We start from the raw sequence: 20,774 nt of genomic DNA on the forward strand, positions 1-20,774 counted from the left end.
ATCCTTTCAACTACACCCTAAACAACCAATAAATCAACCCCTATAAATGTTATATTATAACAATTGTTGCGAGAGATATTACGCATATTAAATAGAGCGAACAATAGCTTTTATTTTAATACCATTGATGAGTATTATATTTTCATTCTAAAAGGCATTCGAAATGTAAAAAGACACACCATTATAGGCATGCCTTTCTACTGTGTTATTTCGATAATTTGCTAACTAAGCTTAAGCATCAATAAATAACACCTGACCGCTGATAAACCCATCTACTGAGCGCTCGAAGGCTTTACCGACCAAAGAACTCGGGACTGGCTCAAAGCCTGGCATCATTTCACCGTACACATCCCAAGCTTCTGCTAATACCGTTGGGTTGACGACATTAATGCGCATACCATGAGGCATCTCATGGGCAACGCACTGCACAAACATATTGAGGGGCTAAACTTGGAGCAGATTGAGATGGATGAAATACCTGCCCCTTTTGATGTGATTGCCGCTTGGTACCCGAGATACAATGACGATGCTTTACACTAGTGGGTACTATCACTGCTTGAGCAAGCTTACCCCAATCCATAGCTAGGTGGTGTGAGGATTAGTTGAGATTCAAAGGTAGTGACCTGTTTCTAAGAACATGGGAAACTTGGTTGTAGAGTACAGGTAGAACATCATGCGGGTTTACAGTAGATGTAAAAAAAGCGCCAACGGTTAACGTTGGCGCTTCAGTTATTCGAAATTTAAATATGCTTACTCATCATCAAGCGGAATCAGCTTAGTGCTGCCACCGTGGATTTTCTCACGGCGACGCTGGATCACAGCAAAGAAGCCAGGGATGAGGAAGGTACCGGCTAGCAATACACACAACAGACCGCCAACAAGCGAGATACCCAGTGAGTTCTGGCTCACGTGGCCTGCGCCCGAGGCGAAGATCAGTGGGAAAATACCCAAGATAAACGACCATGACGTCATGTTCACCGCGCGGAAACGCAGTTTACCGCCTTGTACCGCTGCTTCATTGAGCTCGACGCCCTTCTCTTCACGCTCTTGCTTGGCAAATTCTACGATCAGAATCGCGTTCTTTGAGGCCATCGCAATCAGCAGTACCAAACCTATCTGGGCATACAGGTTAAGCGGAAGACCCGCTAGATTCAGCGCCAAGAAGGAGCCAAGTGTCGCCACCGGTACCACCAAGATGATCGCCAGCGGAATTGACCAACTCTCGTACTGAGCCACCATAAATAGGTAGATAAAGATCAGTGCTAGAGCAAAGGCGTAGATCGCTTGGTTACCGGCGAGTTTTTCTTGGTAAGCCATGCCTGTCCATTCGTGCTGATACCCTTGTGGAAGGATTTCTGCCGCCACACGCTCCATAGCTTCAATTGCATCACCACTCGAGTAACCCGGCGCGGCTTGGCCTTGGATAATCGCACTGCGGTACATGTTGTATCGCCATGCCACATCCGGCTCAAACACCTGCTCGAAGCTGACTAGAGTGCTCAGCGGGATCATCGCACCCGATGAAGAGCGAACATGGAATAGCTCAAGATCTTCCATCGTGCTGCGATGCTGGCTGTCAGCCTGCATGGTCACGCGGTAGTTCTTACCAAACATGGTGAAGTCGTTCACGTACATCGAACCCAAGTTACCCTGTAGGGTTTGGAAGATCGATGATAGTGGAATACCAAGCTGCTGCGCTTTCTCGCGGTCAATGTCCACATAGTAATGTGGTACGTTTGCGCGGAATGTACTAAACGTGTAAGCGATCTCTGGCTGTTTATTGGCCTCTGCAATCACATCCGCCATCACCATCGCCAAGTCGGTACGACTACGACCTAGAGTATCCTCAAGCACAAACTCAAAACCAGAGGCTGCGCCCATGCCTGGCACCGCTGGCGGCCCCATGGCAAACACAATCGCTTGCGGCAATTGTTGAGCCGCAGTCGCATTAATGCGTCCTGCAATGGCATTGGCTGAGTGATCGCCATCTAGACCATTTCGCATATCCCAATCGTGCAACTTAATAAACAGCGAGGCACCATTCGAGGCTGCCGCCCCTGTCATAAACGCGAAGCCGTTTGCTACCGTCACACCGTCAATACCTGGCTCTTGAGAGACAATATCCATCAGCTTTTCAGACACCTCTTCGGTGCGTGACAAAGACGCTGAATCTGGCAATTGCACGTTAACCAGCAAGATACCTTTATCTTCTTGCGGTACGAATGCCGATGACGTGGTTTTAGCAAAGAAAGTTACCGCCGCGATCGCGAGGATAAAGAAGGTACCCAGTAGCAAGGTTTTCTTAACCAAGAACCCGGCCACCTGACCATAACGGTGAGTGACTTTATCAAGACCGCGGTTAAACGCCTTAAACCAGTTCGCCGTGTTGTCGCCACCTTGCTTAAGCACCAGTGAACATAGCGCTGGCGAGAGCGTTAGCGCGTTGATCGATGAGATCACCACTGAGATACAGATAGTCAGTGCGAACTGACGGTACATGATACCCGTGATACCCGGCAACATGGCCACCGGCAAGAATACCGCCAGCAGTACCAAGGTCGAGGTGATGATTGGACCGGTGACCTCTTTCATCGCCAACAAGGTAGCTTTACGCGGCGTCAGGCTTGGGTCCTTGGCCATGGTGGTATCAACGTTTTCGATAACCAGGATCGCGTCATCCACCACGATACCAATCGCCAAGATCAGACCAAACAGCGTCACGGTGTTAATCGTAAAGCCGGTCGCTTGCATGATGGCAAAGGTACCAATCAGGGAAACCGGAATAGCCACAACTGGGATTAACGTCGCACGTGCACTACCCAAGAACAGGTACGTCACGGCAATAACCAACAAGATCGCCTCAATCAAGGTTTTGACAACACCCTTGATGGACTCAGCGACGAAAATGGTGGTGTCGTAACTGGTCTCGTAAGACATCCCTTCAGGGAAGTTCGCGCTCATGCCATCGAGCAAGTCCATCACCGCCTGACCACTTTCTAGCGCGTTCGCGTCAGATTGCAGGTTCAGCGCAACAATCGAGGCGTCTTGATTACGGAACTTACCGTTACCATCGTAGAACTTCTTACCTAGCTCAACTCGAGCAACGTCTTTAAGATAAACGGTTGAACCATCGCTGTTGGCACGCAGGATGACGTTTTCAAATTCAGAAACTGTCTCCAAGCGACCTTTAGTCACGAGGTTAAACTGCACCTCTTGCGCACTTGAGTATGGCGCTGAGCCAATACGACCGGCAGCCACCTGAACGTTTTGCTCTGCAAGCGCTGCATACACATCTGAGGTGGTCAGCTTAAGGTTAGCCATCTTTTCAGGGTCTAACCAGACACGCATCGCGTATTCACCACCACCAATCACGTTAACCTCACTGATGCCCTTAACGCGCGCCAGCTGGTCTTTGATATTGAGGTTTACATAGTTGATCAAGAACTGATCATCGTAGCGACCATCGGGTGAATAGAAGTTAAGTACCATCAACAGGTCAGGCGAGCGCTTTTTCACCGTCACACCGACCATGCGCACCTCTTGAGGCAGCTTAGATTCGATCTGCGATACACGGTTTTGCACGTTCACCTGCGCCATGTCAGGGTCGGTACCGACCTCAAACGTCACGTTGAGGTTGTACGAGCCATCATTGGCACTCTTTGAGGACATGTAGATCATGTTCTCAACCCCGTTGACCGAGGTCTCTATCGGGTCGGCGATCGCCTGCTCAACGTCCTCGGCACTTGCACCGGTATAGAACGCTGTGACACTTACAGACGGTGGGCTGATTCTTGGATATTCTGCTACCGGCAGCACCGCTAGAGCGATCGCACCTGCCAAGGTGAGAATAATCGAGATGACCAAAGCAAACTTTGGTCTTTGAATAAAGAAGCGACTTAGCATGTGGCGACCCCTTACTCAGCTTGCGCTTCTTGTAGACGTACTGGCACTCCGTTACGAATACGCTGCAAACCTTGAGTGATGATCATTTCGTTTGGCTCAACACCTGCAGAGATGATCACGCCATCTTCTACCTGAGTACCAAGCTCGACGTTACGACGCTCAGCGACATCGCCCTCAGCAACCATCATGACAAAGTTGCCCTCAAGGTCAGTCTGAACAGCGCGGCGTGGCACAACCACCACATCACGTTTCTGGCTATCAAGCAGGCGCACCTTGATGTGCTGGCCTGGTAGAAGTTGCTGCTCTGGGTTTGGTACTACAGCGCGCATCGCGATAGTACCGGTTTGCAAGTCAATGCGATTACCCAAGAAGTCTAGCTCGCCAAAGTGGCCAAAGGTGGCACCATTTTCCAGCTCAACCTGAACCTGCACCGCCTGCGCTTCAGCGCGGCCATCACCCTTCACTTTATCAATGCCTAGGCTCAAGCGCTCACGCTCACTGACACTGAAAGAGGCGTGTACAGGGTCAAGGCTAACGAGTGTGGTAAGCACGCCTGATGACGGTGAAACCAGATCACCCTTACTCGCTTTGCTGTCACTGATGCGGCCATCAAATGGTGCGCGGATCTCAGTGTAAGACAGGTTTACCTCAGCTAGATTAAGCTGTGCATTGCTCGCCGCCAGTTGCGCTTCTGCGCCCAACTGAGCAGCGGTTAGCGCATCAAATTCAGACTGCGAGATACTGCCGCGTGGAAGAAGATCTTTACCACGAGCAAAGTCCAACTGGGCTTTTTTCAGCGCAGCCTCTGCCTGAGCAACAGCGGCTTTAGCATTTGCGACCTGCGCCTCAAACGAGGACGGTTCGATGGTGTAGAGTAGGTCACCCTTGGCGACCATCTGGCCTTCTTGGAAGTGACGCTGCTGTAGATAACCTGATACCTGCGCGGTGATCTCCGTGTCTTCGACCGCCTCCACGCGACCGATATAGGATTTGCTTGGCTGGTATTCAATGGTTTCTACGTTCTGCGCAGAGACAAGAGGTAAGACTTGGGCCTGCTGGCCTCCAGCTTGCTTTTCACACCCAACCAGCGCTACAGCGATGGCGAGTAAAGCGATTTTGCTTCTTGGTTGCATAAATGTCCGATAGTACTTGTATAAAATTATTGTAATGAGTTGTTCCGGTGATACTTTGCCACCAGATACAACAAGCGATTAATCACCTGACCGTTGCATAATCTTCCGATTCATTCCAACTTGCAAGCGCAATATGTTGCGAGTTAATACAGAGTTGCTTACTACTTTTGTCTGCTGAATTGCGATAAAAGTTCCCCTACCCAAAGTAAAAAGAGCAGCCTAAGCCGCTCTTTTCATTAATAACTTTTCACACTCCACTAAAGGTGAGGCCCAACTATCTGTTTTAACGGTTGATTTTGCTTTAGTAATTTCATGCCATTATACATGCGTACAAACCACAGCAGGATTGCCACTAATGCAATCAACATTCCCACGTATGGGATGTAATAGGCAATATCATCAATGATATGGCTGCGATACCAATAGTCATTGATACCCTTGAGCACCCCATTTGAGGTCGCCACCGTCACGATCAACACCACAAAGAAGGTCAAGTTGAGGAAGAAGGTCCGGATCAAACCATAATAGTGGGAGTCCAGTACCTCGCCATCTTCACCTTTATCGAGCCGATAACCTGCATAGACAATCGCGATAACGCCCGAAATCAAGCAGGTAAACGGCGTGAAGCAGCTTAATATGTACGCAGTCCAAATACCCTTATGAGGTTTGTTCATTACTCGCTCCTCCATCTAGCGGTGTCGTCCTCTCTACCTTGGTTTGCTCAATATCCTGCTGATCTTTGACCTCTTCATACCACAGGTCATGGTGCTCTTTCGCCCAGGTCTCATCGACCTCGCCTGTCACCATACCCTCAAGTGCGCCTTCCATACCAAAGAGACCGATATAGATGTGGAAGATAAAGCCACAAATCAAAATCAGCGCTGATAGACCATGCACCAGGTTCGATAGCTCCATATCCCGCCTGGTTTGGCCAAAGATTGGGAAGTCGAGCACCAGACCACTGAGTGCCACCACACTGCCGACAATGATCAGCATCCAAAACAGGATCTTCTCACCCGCATTGGAGAACTCTGCCGAAGGGTGACTGCCTTTGTGTTTGCCGAACATCCCGCCAAACTTAAGCATCCACTGCAAATCCACCTTGCTTGGGATCGATTTACTCCACCATTTAAACAGCAGACAAATCAATAGCACGTAGAACAGCGGACCAACGTAGTTGTGATACTGTTTGGCGAGCATGATGATAAAGCCCCATAAATCGGTTGGGATATAAGGCTTTAAGAAGTGCTTGCCGTACACCATCATCAGACCACTAAAGGCCAGCGTAAGGAAGGTGAACGCCATCGACCAGTGCAGAGCGCGATCCATCCGCGTCCAGCGCTTAATTCTACGCCCGGTACGCGGCTTGCTCAGCTTCATCGGCCCTACGGCGACATAGAACAAGGTCACCATAGCAATACTGCCAAAGATCGCCACGGCCCCCGCAGGTGACATCCACTTCTCTTTGAGGATATACCAAGCCTGACCAGGGGTACTGATCAAGGTATCGTGCTCGGGGAACTGGGATGATGTGGTTCCAGTCTGGCCTTGCCTCACTTGGCGCCAAAAGTCTGGGCCGCCTGTTAATTGCACCATCTCTCGCTGTGCGACACTGTTTTCCGAGGCGGGCGGATTGGCCTGAGCCTGCTCGGCCAGCGTCGGCATTGACAGCGTCAACAACGCTGCTGCCATCAAAGACAGCAGCATTGAAGAGAGGTATTTAAGAGATTGAATCATACCTCACCCCGCCGTTAGCTCTTGGTCGCGTCATATGACAGGTCTTCACCGCTTGTCCAACCGGCACCTTCCGCGCCGCGCGCTACCACGCGTTTACGGAAGATATCCGATACCTTAGCTGCATCACCGGCGAGCAGTGCCTTGGTCGAACAGAGCGAGGCACACATAGGTAGCTTACCTTCTGCAATACGGTTAGCACCGTATTTCTGACGCTCTTCCAATGAGCCCGGCTCGGTCTCAGGACCACCGGCACAGAAGGTACATTTGTCCATCTTTCCGCGCTCACCAAAGGCCGATTGCTTCGGAAATTGCGGCGCACCAAACGGACACGCAAACAAGCAGTAGCCACAACCGATACACAAGTCTTTGTTGTGCAGCACGATACCATCGTCGGTCTGCACAAAGCAGTCTGCCGGACACACCGCCTTACAAGGCGCGTCGGTACAGTGCATACACGCCACCGATATCGAGCTTTCACCCGGCTCACCATCGTTAAGAGTCACGACGCGGCGGCGCTGGATACCCCATTGCAGCGCATCGTCGTTCTCATTCTTACATGCCGTGACACACCCATTGCAATCGATGCAACGCTTAGTGTCACAAAGGAATTTCATATTAGCCATTGTCTACACTCCTCAAGCCTTGCGAATATTACATAGGGTGACTTTGGTTTCCTGCATCTGCGTCACTGGGTCATAACCGTACGTGGTCGCAATGTTGGCAGATTCACCAATCACATAAGGATCTGATCCTTCAGGGTAGTTACCACGAAGATCTTCGCCTTGGAACTTACCGCCAAAGTGGAATGGGATAAATGCCATACCTGGTTTGACGCGGCGCGTCACCATGGCCTTAACATTGATCCGTCCTTTCTCAGCCCCTTCAACCCAGACCATGTCGCCATCTTTAAAGCCTAAGTCATTGGCATCGCGCGGGTTGACCTCAACAAACATCTCTTGACGCAATTCTGCCAGCCAAGGGTTAGAGCGGGTTTCATCACCACCGCCCTCGTACTCAACCAAGCGACCAGAGGTCAGGATGATTGGGTACTCAGCCGACTTGTCTTGGTCCTGAATCGACTTGTACAGGGTCGGTAAGCGGTAGATAGATTCGCTGTCATCCCAGGTTGGGTAGTCAGCAACCAAATCACGGCGTGGGGTGTAGAGTGGCTCACGGTGCAATGGCACGCGATCAGGGAATGCCCACACAATCGCACGCGCCTTGGCATTACCAAACGGAATACAGCCATGCTTGATCGCCACGCGCTGGATACCACCAGACAGGTCGGTCTTCCAGTTTTTACCCTCGGCCGCCGCTTGCTCTTCTGGGGTCATATCGCCCCACCAGCCAAGCGCTTTAAGCAGCTTATCGGTAAACTCTGGGTAGCCGTCTTCTAGCTCACAGCCTAGTGAATAGCTGTCCTCTGCAAGCAGGTTTTTGCCCTCAAACTCCACACCGAAACGAGCACGGAAGTTACCGCCACCATCAGCGACAGTTTTCGAGGTGTCATAAAGGATATGGGTACCTGGGTGCTTCATCTCTGGAGTGCCCCAACATGGCCATGGTAAGCCATAGGTATCACCATCGGCTGGTCCACCCTCGCCTTCTAAGGTGGTTTTGTGGAAGGTGTGCCAGTTTTGCTGGTGCTGCTTCAAACGCTCTGGGCTTTGGCCAGTATAGCCAATCGTCCACATGCCGCGGTTGAACTCACGGGTGATGTCTTCAATCACCGGCACGTTATTCTCAACCTTGACGTTAGCAAACAGCTGGTCGGCAAAACCGAGTTTTTTCGACAGCAGATACATGATTTCATGGTCTGATTTCGACTCGAACAATGGCTCAATCACCTGATCGCGCCACTGCAATGAGCGGTTTGAGGCGGTCACACTGCCTGTGGTCTCAAACTGAGTTGTTGCAGGCAGCAGGTAAACACCGTCGGTGCGACCATTCATTACCGCAGCCACGGTTGGATACGGGTCAACAATCACCATCATATCCAATTTCTGCATCGCCTTTTTCATCTCCACGCCGCGGGTTTGCGAGTTCACCGCATGACCCCAGTAGAACATGGCGCGGATATTGTCTTTCTGCTCGATGGCGTCTTTGTCTTCCAACACCCCATCGACCCAGCGAGACACTGGGATACCCATGTTGAGCATCGGTTTCTTGCCGCGATACTCGGTCTGGTCAAACTGATTCTTCAGCCACTCGTAATCAACGCCCCAGACATTCGCCCAGTGCTTCCAAGAGCCTTCAGCCAGACCGTAGTAACCTGGCAGAGTATGCGACAATACGCCAAGGTCGGTTGCGCCCTGCACGTTATCATGGCCACGGAAGATGTTGGCACCGCCACCCGATTTACCCATGTTACCCAGCGCAAGCTCGAGCACACAGTAAGCGCGAGTGTTATTGTTACCTGTGGTGTGCTGGGTACCACCCATACACCAAACCACACAGCCTGGGCGGTTTTCAGACAGCAACTTGGCAGTTTGATAGACATCAGCCTGTGAAACGCCGGTCACGCGTTCAACTTCCGCTGGGGTCCATTTCGCCACTTCAGCGCGGATCTCATCCATGCCGAACACGCGTTGACGGATAAACTCTTTGTCTTCCCAGCCTTGGTCGAACACATGCCACAAGAGACCCCAGATAAACGCCACATCAGTACCTGGGCGCAGTGAGACGTAGTGATCGGATTTGGCTGCTGTGCGCGTGCGACGCGGGTCTGCAACGACAATCTTACAGTTGTTCTTCTCTTTGGCGATCAGGATATGTTGCATCGCCACTGGGTGGGCTTCGGCCGGGTTTGAGCCAATAAACAGCATCGATTTGCAGTTGTGCATATCGTTAAACGAGTTGGTCATCGCCCCGTAGCCCCAGGTGTTGGCTACCCCTGCTACCGTGGTGGAGTGACAGATACGCGCCTGGTGGTCAACGTTGTTGGTGCCCCACATTGAGGCCATTTTGCGGAAGGTGTACGCCTGCTCGTTGTTGTGCTTAGCACTACCGAGGAAGTAGACCGAATCCGGGCCCGACTCTTCGCGGATCTTGAGCACGTTGTTGCCGATCTCTTCGATCGCCTCGTCCCAAGAGAGCTTTTTCCACTTACCATCAACCAATTTCATTGGGTATTTGAGGCGGCGCTCACCATGGCCATGCTCACGCAATGCGGCCCCTTTGGCACAGTGACCACCAGCATTAAATGGGTGATCAAACGCCGGCTCTTGGCCTGTCCATACGCCGTCTTGCACCTCGGCATAGATACCACAACCGACTGAGCAGTGAGTACAGATGGTGCGCTTGATTTCGGTTTTTGCATCAGGGTCGACCGCCTTCGCCTCGGCTTTTTGGATCATCTTAGGTCCAAACAGTGCGCTGCCTGCGGCGAGACCACCGGCGGCAATTGAGGTATTTCGCATGAAGGCTCGACGGCTGACACCGAGCTGATTTTGCTCCTTGGTGACGCTATCTGAGCGTTTAGTTAACTTCATTGTCATCGCTCCTATAGGGTGTCGTAGTAATCACGAACGTGTTGAGTCTCTCGATAACCAGTCTTTTTGTCTGGCTTGACGTCAGCTGGCGTGCTCTCGTCAGCATGGGCAGCCTGGGTGGTCCCGGCCACAACCGCACCTGCGATGGAGGCGGCAGTGAGGCCCTTGAGTAAGTCCCGACGGCTGGTATTGACTTTATCTTTGTCTTTCATGGGTTGCTTCCTTCCCGTGTACCTTCTCGTTTCTTTAAGGTTTTTATTATTGGCTTGTGTTTTACACTTATCGTAGAGGACGCGCTCTAGCCGTTCTCGAAGAACAACTGGGGTGGTAGGACTAGAGCGTATCGACGATATTCTTCACTTCGATTTTCTGACCTTGTTTGTGGTGAGCGCTTGCGTCGCTAAAACGCACCTGCTCGAGGGTAAAAAAGGCGTCCATCAGCGCAGCAATGGCGAGATAAAACTGCGCGCTGGCCGCCTGATTGATCTGCTTAACCAGTGATTGGTGCCAAGGGGCAAGGTGTTTGTTAAACATCACCTGTTGCTGACGCTCATCTTGCTCAGAGAGCAGCGCGAGCACCTCACAGATTGCTGAGATATGATCCTCCGGCTCTTTCACGCTCTCAGCCCGCTCGAAACCCAGCAGCGCCAGATCATGGCGCAGCTCTGCAAGCGGCTTTTCCATCAGCGCGCCGGCGATATGCCATGAGCCAAACGGCATCACCTCACCACGGCCAATGCCGATAAACAGCTCTTGGTACTCTTCTTCTAATCGCTCCTGGCTGTCACCTTGAATCAACTCCGCTTTGGCGGCTGAGATCAACCCAAGCCACGCGGCTTGCATGGCACTCTCACTTGGCTCGACCTCCAGTTGACTGAGGAACTGCAGTTGCTCGCGACTCGGCGCTTGGCGCATCAAACTGGCGATCAATAAGTAGATGTCGGTTCTTAGTGTTGTTTGGGTATCCACATCTGGCTCCTATTAGTAGTTCAACTGCTTATTTAGTAATCCAACTGTTTAGTCGGATCTTGCGCCATGCCTTCAAACACATCGATAACGCGACAGTCCTCGCACATGGCAATGCGGCGTATGGCGGCGTCATCGGTAAACTGAGAATGACCCGCTAGCTTTTGCTGCAGCATGGTGATCATCGACTGAGGCGCGAATGGCTTACCACAGCGTAAGCATTCAGCAGGTTGGTCTTGATGCAGTACCTGCACGCTCTGACGCTCAGTTTTATCCCAGTTCATGCGCGGGGTGAGTGTCAGCGCATTCTCTGGGCAGGCCTTTTCACACATGCCACATTGTATGCAGTCTTGCTCGATAAATTGCAGTGCGGGTGAATCGCCCGGCGAATGAATCGCTGCGGTTGGGCACACAGCCACACAACCCATGCATAGGGTGCAATCTTTAGTTGAGCATGCCACCGTGCCGTAAGCTGCGGTCTGCGGCAGGGGTACTTGGGCCTCTTTGGCAGGGTAGCGCTCGGCTAACGCATCAAGGGCAACGAATAAGCGGCTGCGTTTGTTGCCGGCGAGATCGCCTAGGTTAAGACCGAGAGTTGGGTAATCGAGACTTGGCAGTTCATCGCGCAGAGCCTCAAGATAGAGAATATCGATGCGATCGCGCTCTAGGCCCAATTGCTCTAGCATGCCCTGCGCTACCGCCACCTCATTGTTGAGTACACGCAAGATTGTCTCTGGCATATGCCGACTGGCGGCAAACAGTACCTGACTGGCACCATTGACTAGCGCGGCGAACCAAGAATCAATCCCAACCGATGGTAACTCTTCAACCACAATCGGCACCACGTGATCCGGCAATGCTTGCAGTGCCATGGCGTTATAGCTTTCATGACGACTGCTGCAGATCAGGATCACCGGATCTGTGCCACCAGCCTGGGCGTAGTTGTGCAGCGTACGCTCGATAAACTTTTGCGTGTCGGTGGGATTGGGCAGAGCATAGGAGATGGCCTCTGTTGGACATGAGGTCGCGCAAGTCCCAATCCCCTGGCATAGGTATGGGTTAACCTCTATCTGATAACCGATATCGTCATTGCCCTCACTACTCAACGCGCCCGCTGGACAGGCATCAACGCAGCGCTGACAGCCTTTGACGCCACGTGAGCTGTGGGCACAGATATCGTTATCGAGGCGGAAATATTTGGGCTTATCAAAGGTGCCCATCAAGGTCGGGATCTCTTCCAGAGCATCCGCCAATTTAGGATAGCCTCGCCCGACAGGGTAGTAACCCGGCACGGGTACCTCCTCGCTCATGCAGCCGTTGAGCGAAAGGTCGAGCACCACATCAAAGCGATCCGCGCCGATGGCAACTTGAGCGAGATTCGTCGTCACCAAACCGCTCTCGACCTGCACTTCAAATGCGCCTAAAAAGCCTGTCACTGCGACAGACTGAGTGTAAAACACGCGCGGATCATCACTTTTCTCGCCATCGGTGGAAAGAAGCGTGAGTGAGTTCATCTGTGCTAGCTGCTCAGCGGTGCTGGTGATGATCGCGGTTGGACCGATCAACAAGGTGTGTCCCCCGCTCTCATAACTGACGGTCGGTGGGATCAAATTGGTCAACTCAACTGTATTTTCAATCGCGTACAGCCGTGCTTTACCATTCACCGTTTGGCTTTGTTGGAGTAAATTTTTCAGCATTGCTCTCGTTCCATCAAGGCAATCGCATCATAGCAATCGCATTGTGTTTTTTTAGTTATAAACTGGTTAAGAGCAATAACCATTCCAATTTCACGGGCTTAAGCCTGAAATAAAAAAGCCCCATTTTCTGGGGGCTTTCGCATTAAGGTTTGGTGGCAGCACTCAAGACAAAATGACCTATTTCATTTTCGCAACAGTGGATAGAGACATTTTGTCTCACCTATGTGACGAGGCTCATGGACAAAATGACCCTATGCTAACTTTGGTCGGAATTTGGGTTATTTTGTCGCACATGCCCCCCGTGAGCGTGATCTGAATCCACTTGTTTGGGCTCAGAGGCTAGCTCTTCCGGTGATTGAGCTCCATCTTCACTGAGCTGTGCGGCAAGCTCTGGCTCATCATTTGTATCGCCAATCGCCTCATCCAATACCTGTTGGGTGTCACCCTGTATCTCAGCATCATTAACGTTGGTATCACTAATCTCGGTACTATTAGCCTCGGTGTCATTAGCCTCAGTGCTATTTGCCTCGGTAATCTGAGCTTGGTCGTCTTCATCAATCTCTGATTCGACTTCCTCTTGCATCCAATCTCGCAGCTTTTGTACCGCTTCACTGGAAAGTGACTTCACCGCTTTGTAATCATGGTCATAGTCGTTTAGGCGATCCACCTCAGAAAACTCACCGCTTAAAAACAAGCTGCGCAAAGCCTGCTTTTTCACAGCGGCATCGGCGCCCATTGCCAGTAACTCGGCAACGGTGGGAGGCTCGCTGTCTGCACCATCTGTCTCCGACGCATCATCCTGCGACTCTGGCGCAGGCTCCTCAGCAGCGCCTAGTTCTAAAGCACTCTCATCCAAAACATCTGACGCCCCCTCTTGGTCATCAAGACGCGCCTCACCGTCCTGCTCAAGACTAGTCTCTTCATCGACGCTGTCTTGCCCATCCGGGACCGACTTAAGTGCTTCCTGCTCGGCTTTACGCTGTGACCAGCGTGATAAAAAACTATTGCTCACGTGAACGCCCTGCTCCCTTTCGTTTCTTTTTCTTTCGCTCTTCAATCAGCTCGCCATGGCGACCGATAAACGCCTCCATCCACGCTTGGATCGGCAGCGGCATATCGCTCGATAACACCTGATAATCGCCATCCATAAACTGCGCCGCAACACTTTGTGAGGCAGTGATACTGACGATAACCGGCACCTCGGCACTGCCATCTTCCAGCACTACAAATAATTTGGGCTGGTGTGAGCTTAGGTTAAAGCGATAATCGGTCCGCTCATCCTTAAACAGCTCTAGATAAACGGGATAGGGTTGGTCCTGCTGAGGATGAAGATCAAAGCCGTTCAGTTGCCATTGCAGTGTCGACCAGAATTTAGCTTGGATCGCTTTCGACTCCAGTTGGCAGCCAAGCGGCCACAGGGTTTCCGTTTTCTGCTCGGCATGTGTGTTAGGGGGTTGTGACGGTTCCATAGTCGCTGTGCCATTATTATTAAGTGTTTATCGGTGACATTTTTTAATGATCGGCTTTCTAACTGATCGGTTTGCGAAGTAAGCCCAAATAAAGCTAATAAGATCGTTAATCAGAAACCAAAGCAAAAACAGTGCCTACTCTCTATCTATTGCCTGATTGACAAACTTGGAACGAGCGTTGCTTAATAGCAGAGAATTGAGTATCGACAGCCATACTAAAACAATTACAAATCAAGGAGCTCGGCGTGAGTAACCCCCATATCATCAAAACCAGCGATAACCCGATGCAAACCATCGAAGTCGACGTCTACGACGAGTATGGTGAAGTCATCACCAAACAGATCGCCTGTGAGCGTCCTCTCACCGTGATGCTGAACTGGAAAGAGGTCGTCACGCTGATGACACTTGGCTCAAGACCTGATTCTTTAGTCTTGGGTTATCTGAAGAATCAGAGCTTTATCAGCGACCCCGATGCAATTGAGTCGGTGATCATCGACTGGCAAACCAGCTCAGCCGCTGTGATCACTAAAGAGGATGTCGGCCAGGTCGAGGAGGCTCTAAAGAAAAAAACCGTTACCTCCGGCTGTGGCCAAGGCACCATGTATGGCAACGTGATGAAGCAGCTTGAGGGCTACCAAGTGCCACAGGTGACGCTAAAGCAATCCGAGATCTACACCGCATTGGAGGCGCTTACTCACTTTAATGACACCTACAAAAAAGCCGGTGCGGTGCATGGGTGCGCCATCTGCAAGGGCGACAAAGTGCTGTCTTTTGTCGAGGATGTTGGCCGACATAATGCCGTCGATACGCTAGCAGGTGAAATGTGGCTTAACCAAGAGACTGGTGATGACAAGATTTTCTATACCACCGGACGCCTCACCTCAGAGATGGTGATCAAAGTGGCGCAGATGGGAGTACCCGTATTGCTCTCGCGCTCGGGTGTCACCCAAATGGGGCTCGATTTGGCCAAACAGTTTGGCATTATCACCATTGCCAGGGCCAAGGGGCTCCGGTTTCAAGTCTTCCATGGCGCAGAGCGGATCGACTTTGATGTAAAAGGCAGCAATGGGGACGACTGATTGACCTATTTCTAATCAATCAGAGCGATTGGATGTGCCAGTGAGTGTGAATGCGAGTATAGTTAGCGCTACAGCAACACAATTTCAGAGAATCATCATGATCGACGATCCAAAGGTAATTGATACCTTAGAAGAGCTTGAAAGCTTCCTTATCACTGTAGAAAGTGGCGCACTTGGCCTTTCTGATGTCGCAGGCATCGCGCTTGCGACCACCAACACCGACGGCCGACCGTTTGTCGCAGTCCTAGACAGCAAACACCAGCTTCTGCTTGGCCGTTGGGTATCGGCTGAAGTCTACGAAAACGGCAAAGATTTAGTGCGCAACGGGCCTAGCCGCAAACACTAAACCACAGGTTCGGGGTTCGAGGACGGGCTTCGCCCTTCGGGGAGCGAGGGGTTTATCACTCGCGGTGAACTTCCTCGCTCCTCGAAACGAAGTGTCCCCGCTCCTCGCACCTGCCGTTAGGCGAAGATCATGTCAGCTCGACGTGCTAGGCCAGAAGTGACTGAACCGAAGAAATCGCCGCGCACGACTGGGATGTCGCCGACAACCGCTTTGACGGCATTGGTTAAGATGGGTGAGCGTGCTGAGCCGCCGGTCATGAATACCGTGTCGGGTTTGATGCCACTTTGGGTGACGGCTTCTTCGACCAAGGCTTTGATCTTATTGGTCGGTGGAACGATCGCTTCCTCTAGACGCTCGCGCGTCACATCCACTGCAAATACCTCTGACAGCAGATTGATATTGGCTTGGTAGTGTTCGTTGTCTCCAAGGGCAATCTTAGTCTTCTCCGCTTCGCGGATCACGCTATAGCCTAGGGTTTCATTGTGCAGTTGCAGTAAGCGCTGAACTTTTTCTGGCTCTTTCGCCTCTCGCAAAATGTGCTTTAGTACGGCGCCATTATCGTGAGCGTAGAAGCTACGCTGGGCCTGAACATCGCTGATCGCGATTGGATTCCAGAACTGGATAATTGGGATATCGAGACCCGACTGGCGCTTGGTACCCATACCAAACTCGTGCATAAAGCACTTAAATGCGGTGTAGATGTCGAGGTCGTTACCACCAACCATCTGTCCTGAGTGCGCCAATAGCGAGGCACTGCGATCAAGCTGCTTGGCCCACGATGGCCCCATCTGGATCATCGAGCAGTCAGTGGTACCACCGCCGATATCCACGATCAGTACGTTTTTATCTTCATTGAGGCTCGCCTCAAACTCAAGGCCAGCGGCTACTGGCTCAAACTGAAACTCGACATCACGAAAGCCTGCGCGATTGGCCGCTCGGCGCAAAATGCCTTCCGCCTGGATATTGGACTTATCCCCACCACGCCCTAAAAAGTTAACTGGGCGTCCGATCACCGCCTGAGTGACTGACTGTTGTAGATGATTTTCTGTACGTTGCTTGATGTTGACCATCATCGCGCACACGAGATCTTCAAAGAACGCAAGCTGCATATCGCGCAATCCCATCGCACCTAGAAAAGACTTTGGCGATTTGACGTAATAAACATCGCGCGGATCTTCAAGGTAGAGATCAAGTGCTTCATGACCAAATTTAAGATCATCAGCTTGGATCTCTAGCCCTTCCTCACGATTGACCTTAATCGCGCGGCGCAGTAGCGCCTCGCCGGTACTGTCTGCTGGTTGAATATCACAGCAACGAAACAGAAACTCAGACACCGACTCCGAATTTGGCGCACACAAGGTCGATGGCACGTAGCGTTGCTCTCCAACCAGCGGGATTTGTTTTACCATGCCTTGCTCAAGCTGAGCGACCGAGCAGTTTGCTGTACCGTAATCAAAACCTATTGCCATGAGGAGACCTTGTGCTGAAAAATGGGGCCGGAGAGTAAACCCGATACTGATCGCTGCGTCAAGTTTGCAGCTTAAATAAGTCACCTCAAACTACAGAACGACATACCGTTTGAGTTGATATCACCTATTTGTCTACTAGCTTGCCTACATAACGACAAATTAGGTGAAATCATGACATCTATACTCGGTTGGCTGAATAATTACTCAGTAAAAACAAAACTCCTGATTGGCCTATCACTGCCACTGCTGTTAGTGATTTTTCTCGCCACTCGCCAAATCAGTGTCCTCGACAAGCAATTAACTAGCTTGCAGACCATCGAAAGTGGCGTTAATTTTATAGAAAACCTCTCGACCATTTACAAGGCCACTCACCAAGAGCGGATTAACCAAGAGACAGCACAGTTAGAACGTGCCTTTGGTGACCTGCAGGGCTTGATCCCGAACACCTTCCCAAGTCAAGAGCAGATCTTAGTGAGAGAGCTTGTGGCAGACCTGAAAGAAACCGGGCGCTCAATTCGGGTGTCCACTGACCCTGAAGAAATCACTGAACTCTCCGACTGGATGGCTGACATCTACAAACAGCTGGTTTTAATGCTAGAAAAAGAGCCGATCCATAGTGGCTTGTCGACCGTCGAGGGCCACCAACAGGCACTCTATCAACTGGAGTGGTTACTATTTTGGGCATCTGAAGAAAACTGGCACACACACATGCTGATCGATGATGTCAGCAACAGTGAGATTTCAGACATCCTCAGCGAGCCCTATCATCATGACATGCTGCTTGCTTATCTAGAGAAGCAGCAGTTGTATATAGAACGCTTCGTAGCCATAAACGCCGATGAAGAGCAAGTCAAGCTACTGTTGACCACTTTCTCCAATCAGGCCTTTATCAAAAGTAATGATTTTCGCCAACGCTTACTCGATACTCGAGCGACAACACCTATCTCAGACTCTGAGCTAAGACAAGGCTTTGTCGCTCTGGACCGAAGACTCAATTTACTGTCTGGCGTAGCGAGTGCGATTGAGGAGCAGCTTAAGGGTGAAATTTCACAACTAGTCGCAGACTTTAATACTCAGCGCAATCTATTTTTGTCCAGCATTGGTTTCGTAACCTTAATTGTTTTGGTGATTGGGATCAGTCTTGCGCACCGCATTACCTCCAAGTTGAAGTATATCCTCAGCTCTCTTGAGCAAATTGAACGCTCTCCAGATGCCGATATTGAGGTCAAAGTCCCCGGAGCGGATGAGCTAAGTAAGTTCGCCGCCAAAGTGGATCACCTTGCCAAAGAGCGGATCGATAACCAAAAACGTATTATCAGCGCTAAAGAGGAGGCCGAGTCGGCCAAAGACAAAGCGATCCTCGCAAGTAAAGCCAAGAGTAGCTTTTTGGCCAATATGTCCCACGAGATCCGCACGCCACTCAATGGGGTGATTGGGATCTCTGAGATCCTCGCCGACACCGAACTTAGCGCCACACAGCGCGATTATGTGGATACAATTGAAACCTCATCACAGCTACTCTTGAGTCTTATTAACGACATCCTCGACTTCTCTAAGATTGAATCGGGCATGCTGCAGATCGCCCATCACCACACCACGATTCGCGAGACACTGTTTGATATCGCCTCGATCTTAGCACCGAAAACCGCCGAGAAAGAGATCACACTCAATGTCGATATCGATCCTAACCTGCCCTATCGGATCATGATTGATGATCACCGCCTGCGCCAAGTGCTGATGAACTTTATGTCAAACGCCGTGAAGTTTACTGAAACTGGTGGGGTGACGATTGGCGCCAAAGTCAATGGCATGGACGGCAAGCTTGCGATGATCGAGTTTGAGGTGATTGACTCTGGTATCGGTATCGACGAAAAAAAACAAGCCACCATCTTTGAGCCTTTTGCCCAAGAAGATGATTCGACCACGCGTCAGTTCGGTGGCACTGGGTTGGGGCTGGCTATCAGTACTCAATTGATCGAGTTAATGGGTGGTCAAATCAAGCTTGATTCAAGAAAGGGACACGGCAGCCGCTTTTACTTTGAGCTTGGCCTTGAGGTGATTGACCAAACTTATTCACCCGCCGTAGAACAAAGCAAGTTGCAGGTCGTCTTAGTCAGTCAAGATGCCAATATGACCGAGGGGCTAGTGCAAGAATTCCAGTACTACGATGTGGATGTCCTCAAGGTGTATAAAAACACCGCGGCAGTCAGTGATCTGCACGATAACTGTGTGGTAGTTCTGTGCCAGTCAGAGCTCAATCAAACACTCGCCGATTGTAAAAGCCTGCGCGAGCGCTTTGCTCAACCGAAGATATGTCTAGTGCGTCGCTATGGCCAATCACAGCATGACTACGGTAACTTGATCGATGGCTTGGTCAGCTATCCACTGTTGGGCAATCGCTTGATCAAAGCCGTACGGATCTGCTCAACCGCAACACCATCTGCCTATACAGTCGCAACGACGACAGATACAAAACCAGAGATAGCGATCACCAAGGCACTTCTCATCGAAGATAACAAGGTCAATCAAAAAGTGGCACAGCTAGCACTGCGCAAGATGGGCTACGAGTGTGATATTGCCAACAATGGCCAGGAAGCGGTCGATATGGTCAAAGCCAACCCCGCCTACTTATTTGCGCTGATGGACTGTATGATGCCGGTGCTGGATGGCTTTGAGGCCACCAAGCAAATTCGCGCTTGGGAGCAAAACAACGGTCATAAAAAACTGCCGATCATCGCCATGACCGCCAGTGTGGTCGACGACGATATCCAGTACTGCTTCGAGTGTGGCATGGACGACTATGTGCCGAAACCCTTCAAATCTGACCTACTTCGAGACAAGATAGAACGCTTGATCACCGAAGAGCCTAACCTCGTTGTACAAAGTAAGTCTGAACCTGCCTCTGCCACTCCAGAAGCGCCTGTGCCAAGTGCAAATCAAAGTACAGGACCAAGTAAAGAGCCCGAAAAAATCTTACTCGTTGAAGACAACAAGGTTAACCAGAAAGTCGCAGGAACTCACCTCAAGAATGCGGGTTACCAGTACGATATCGCCAATGATGGCCAAGAGGCCGTCGATTTAATTGAAGCCGGCAACAAGTATCAATTGATCTTGATGGACTGCATGATGCCCAACAAAGACGGCTTTACCGCAACATCAGAGATCCGCCTGCTCGAAAACGAGTTTGGTTTTGAACGCACGCCTATCGTCGCCCTCACTGCCAGTGTGGTGGATGACGACATCAAGCGCTGCTTCGATATGGGGATGGATGCTTACCTCGCCAAGCCGATTAAGAAAGACATCTTAATTGATAAGATCACGCGTCTGACGCATTAAGGTTCGAGGTTCGAGGTTCGAGGTTCGAGGTTCGAGGTTCGAGGTTCGAGGTTCGAGGTTCGAGGTTCGAGGTTCGAGGTTCGAGGTTCGAGGTTCGAGGTTCGAGGTTCGAGGTTCGAGCAGTTTTGTGTAGATGCTTGTTTTAGTC

General features: G+C 50.9%; 15 protein-coding genes and 2 pseudogenes. 4 read left to right on the forward strand and 13 right to left on the reverse strand.

Annotated features, from left to right (window positions below; all coding sequences use genetic code 11):
- Positions 1-231 precede the first annotated feature (231 nt).
- Positions 232-432, reverse strand: a pseudogene (locus ACSTTG_RS11245) (short chain dehydrogenase); the annotation flags it as partial.
- 3 nt (positions 433-435) lie between these two features.
- Here ACSTTG_RS11245 and ACSTTG_RS11250 point away from each other — a divergent pair.
- Positions 436-540: pseudogene (locus tag ACSTTG_RS11250) on the forward strand (LysR family transcriptional regulator); the annotation flags it as partial.
- Positions 541-750: 210 nt separating this feature from the next.
- Here the strand turns inward: ACSTTG_RS11250 and ACSTTG_RS11255 are convergent.
- The 11 genes from ACSTTG_RS11255 to ACSTTG_RS11305 all read right to left on the reverse strand — a co-directional run bounded on the left by ACSTTG_RS11255 (position 751) and on the right by ACSTTG_RS11305 (position 14,396).
- On the reverse strand, positions 751-3,903 hold the full coding sequence (locus tag ACSTTG_RS11255) for an efflux RND transporter permease subunit (RefSeq protein ID WP_438457032.1): 3,153 nt from the start codon (positions 3,901-3,903) through the stop codon (positions 751-753).
- Positions 3,904-3,914: 11 nt separating this feature from the next.
- Positions 3,915-5,036: an efflux RND transporter periplasmic adaptor subunit gene (locus tag ACSTTG_RS11260; protein WP_438457031.1), complete on the reverse strand. Its 1,122-nt coding sequence runs from the start codon at positions 5,034-5,036 to the stop codon at positions 3,915-3,917.
- A 257-nt stretch (positions 5,037-5,293) separates the two neighbouring features.
- On the reverse strand, positions 5,294-5,710 hold the full coding sequence (locus tag ACSTTG_RS11265) for a hypothetical protein (RefSeq protein WP_438457030.1): 417 nt from the start codon (positions 5,708-5,710) through the stop codon (positions 5,294-5,296).
- Positions 5,694-6,773: a formate dehydrogenase subunit gamma gene (locus ACSTTG_RS11270; protein ID WP_438474893.1), complete on the reverse strand. Its 1,080-nt coding sequence runs from the start codon at positions 6,771-6,773 to the stop codon at positions 5,694-5,696. Before ACSTTG_RS11270 ends, ACSTTG_RS11265 begins: the two co-directional genes overlap by 17 nt.
- 14 nt (positions 6,774-6,787) lie before the next feature.
- Positions 6,788-7,396 carry a formate dehydrogenase FDH3 subunit beta gene (gene fdh3B / locus ACSTTG_RS11275; RefSeq protein ID WP_438474894.1) on the reverse strand — a complete coding sequence of 203 codons (609 nt, stop codon included), beginning with the start codon at positions 7,394-7,396 and terminating at the stop codon, positions 6,788-6,790.
- Positions 7,397-7,408: 12 nt separating this feature from the next.
- Complete coding sequence (locus ACSTTG_RS11280; RefSeq protein ID WP_438474896.1) at positions 7,409-10,264, reverse strand: formate dehydrogenase subunit alpha; 2,856 nt, start codon at positions 10,262-10,264, stop codon at positions 7,409-7,411.
- Between the two features lie 11 nt (positions 10,265-10,275).
- Entirely contained in the window at positions 10,276-10,476 is a 201-nt protein-coding gene (locus ACSTTG_RS11285) for a twin-arginine translocation signal domain-containing protein (protein WP_438457026.1), read from the reverse strand.
- Between the two features lie 121 nt (positions 10,477-10,597).
- A complete protein-coding gene (locus ACSTTG_RS11290) occupies positions 10,598-11,179 on the reverse strand; it encodes a TorD/DmsD family molecular chaperone (RefSeq protein ID WP_438475022.1) in 582 nt (193 codons plus the stop codon).
- A gap of 86 nt (positions 11,180-11,265) precedes the next feature.
- Entirely contained in the window at positions 11,266-12,927 is a 1,662-nt protein-coding gene (locus tag ACSTTG_RS11295; RefSeq protein WP_438474897.1) for a 4Fe-4S binding protein, read from the reverse strand.
- Positions 12,928-13,183: 256 nt separating this feature from the next.
- Positions 13,184-13,939 carry a DUF3306 domain-containing protein gene (locus ACSTTG_RS11300; protein ID WP_438457023.1) on the reverse strand — a complete coding sequence of 252 codons (756 nt, stop codon included), beginning with the start codon at positions 13,937-13,939 and terminating at the stop codon, positions 13,184-13,186.
- The gene (locus ACSTTG_RS11305; RefSeq protein WP_438474899.1) at positions 13,929-14,396 is read right to left on the reverse strand and encodes a DUF3305 domain-containing protein; all 468 of its coding nucleotides are present in this window, start codon (positions 14,394-14,396) and stop codon (positions 13,929-13,931) included. The genes ACSTTG_RS11300 and ACSTTG_RS11305 overlap by 11 nt, the downstream gene beginning before the upstream one ends.
- 245 nt (positions 14,397-14,641) lie before the next feature.
- Here ACSTTG_RS11305 and ACSTTG_RS11310 point away from each other — a divergent pair, with 245 nt between their 5' ends.
- Both ACSTTG_RS11310 and ACSTTG_RS11315 read left to right on the forward strand, forming a co-directional pair.
- On the forward strand, positions 14,642-15,475 hold the full coding sequence (locus ACSTTG_RS11310) for a formate dehydrogenase accessory sulfurtransferase FdhD (RefSeq protein ID WP_438457021.1): 834 nt from the start codon (positions 14,642-14,644) through the stop codon (positions 15,473-15,475).
- Positions 15,476-15,572: 97 nt separating this feature from the next.
- A complete protein-coding gene (locus ACSTTG_RS11315) occupies positions 15,573-15,821 on the forward strand; it encodes a hypothetical protein (protein ID WP_438457020.1) in 249 nt (82 codons plus the stop codon).
- Between the two features lie 116 nt (positions 15,822-15,937).
- Here ACSTTG_RS11315 and yegD read toward each other — a convergent pair whose 3' ends face one another.
- Positions 15,938-17,290, reverse strand: coding sequence for a molecular chaperone (gene yegD, locus ACSTTG_RS11320; protein ID WP_438474900.1), 1,353 nt, complete (start codon positions 17,288-17,290; stop codon positions 15,938-15,940).
- A 171-nt stretch (positions 17,291-17,461) separates the two neighbouring features.
- Between yegD and ACSTTG_RS11325 the strand changes: the two genes are divergently transcribed.
- Complete coding sequence (locus ACSTTG_RS11325) at positions 17,462-20,626, forward strand: response regulator (protein ID WP_438474901.1); 3,165 nt, start codon at positions 17,462-17,464, stop codon at positions 20,624-20,626.
- Positions 20,627-20,774 lie beyond the last annotated feature (148 nt).

The sequence above is a fragment of the Vibrio glycogenivorans genome (assembly GCF_051660965.1).
Taxonomy (GTDB): Bacteria; Pseudomonadota; Gammaproteobacteria; order Enterobacterales; family Vibrionaceae; genus Vibrio.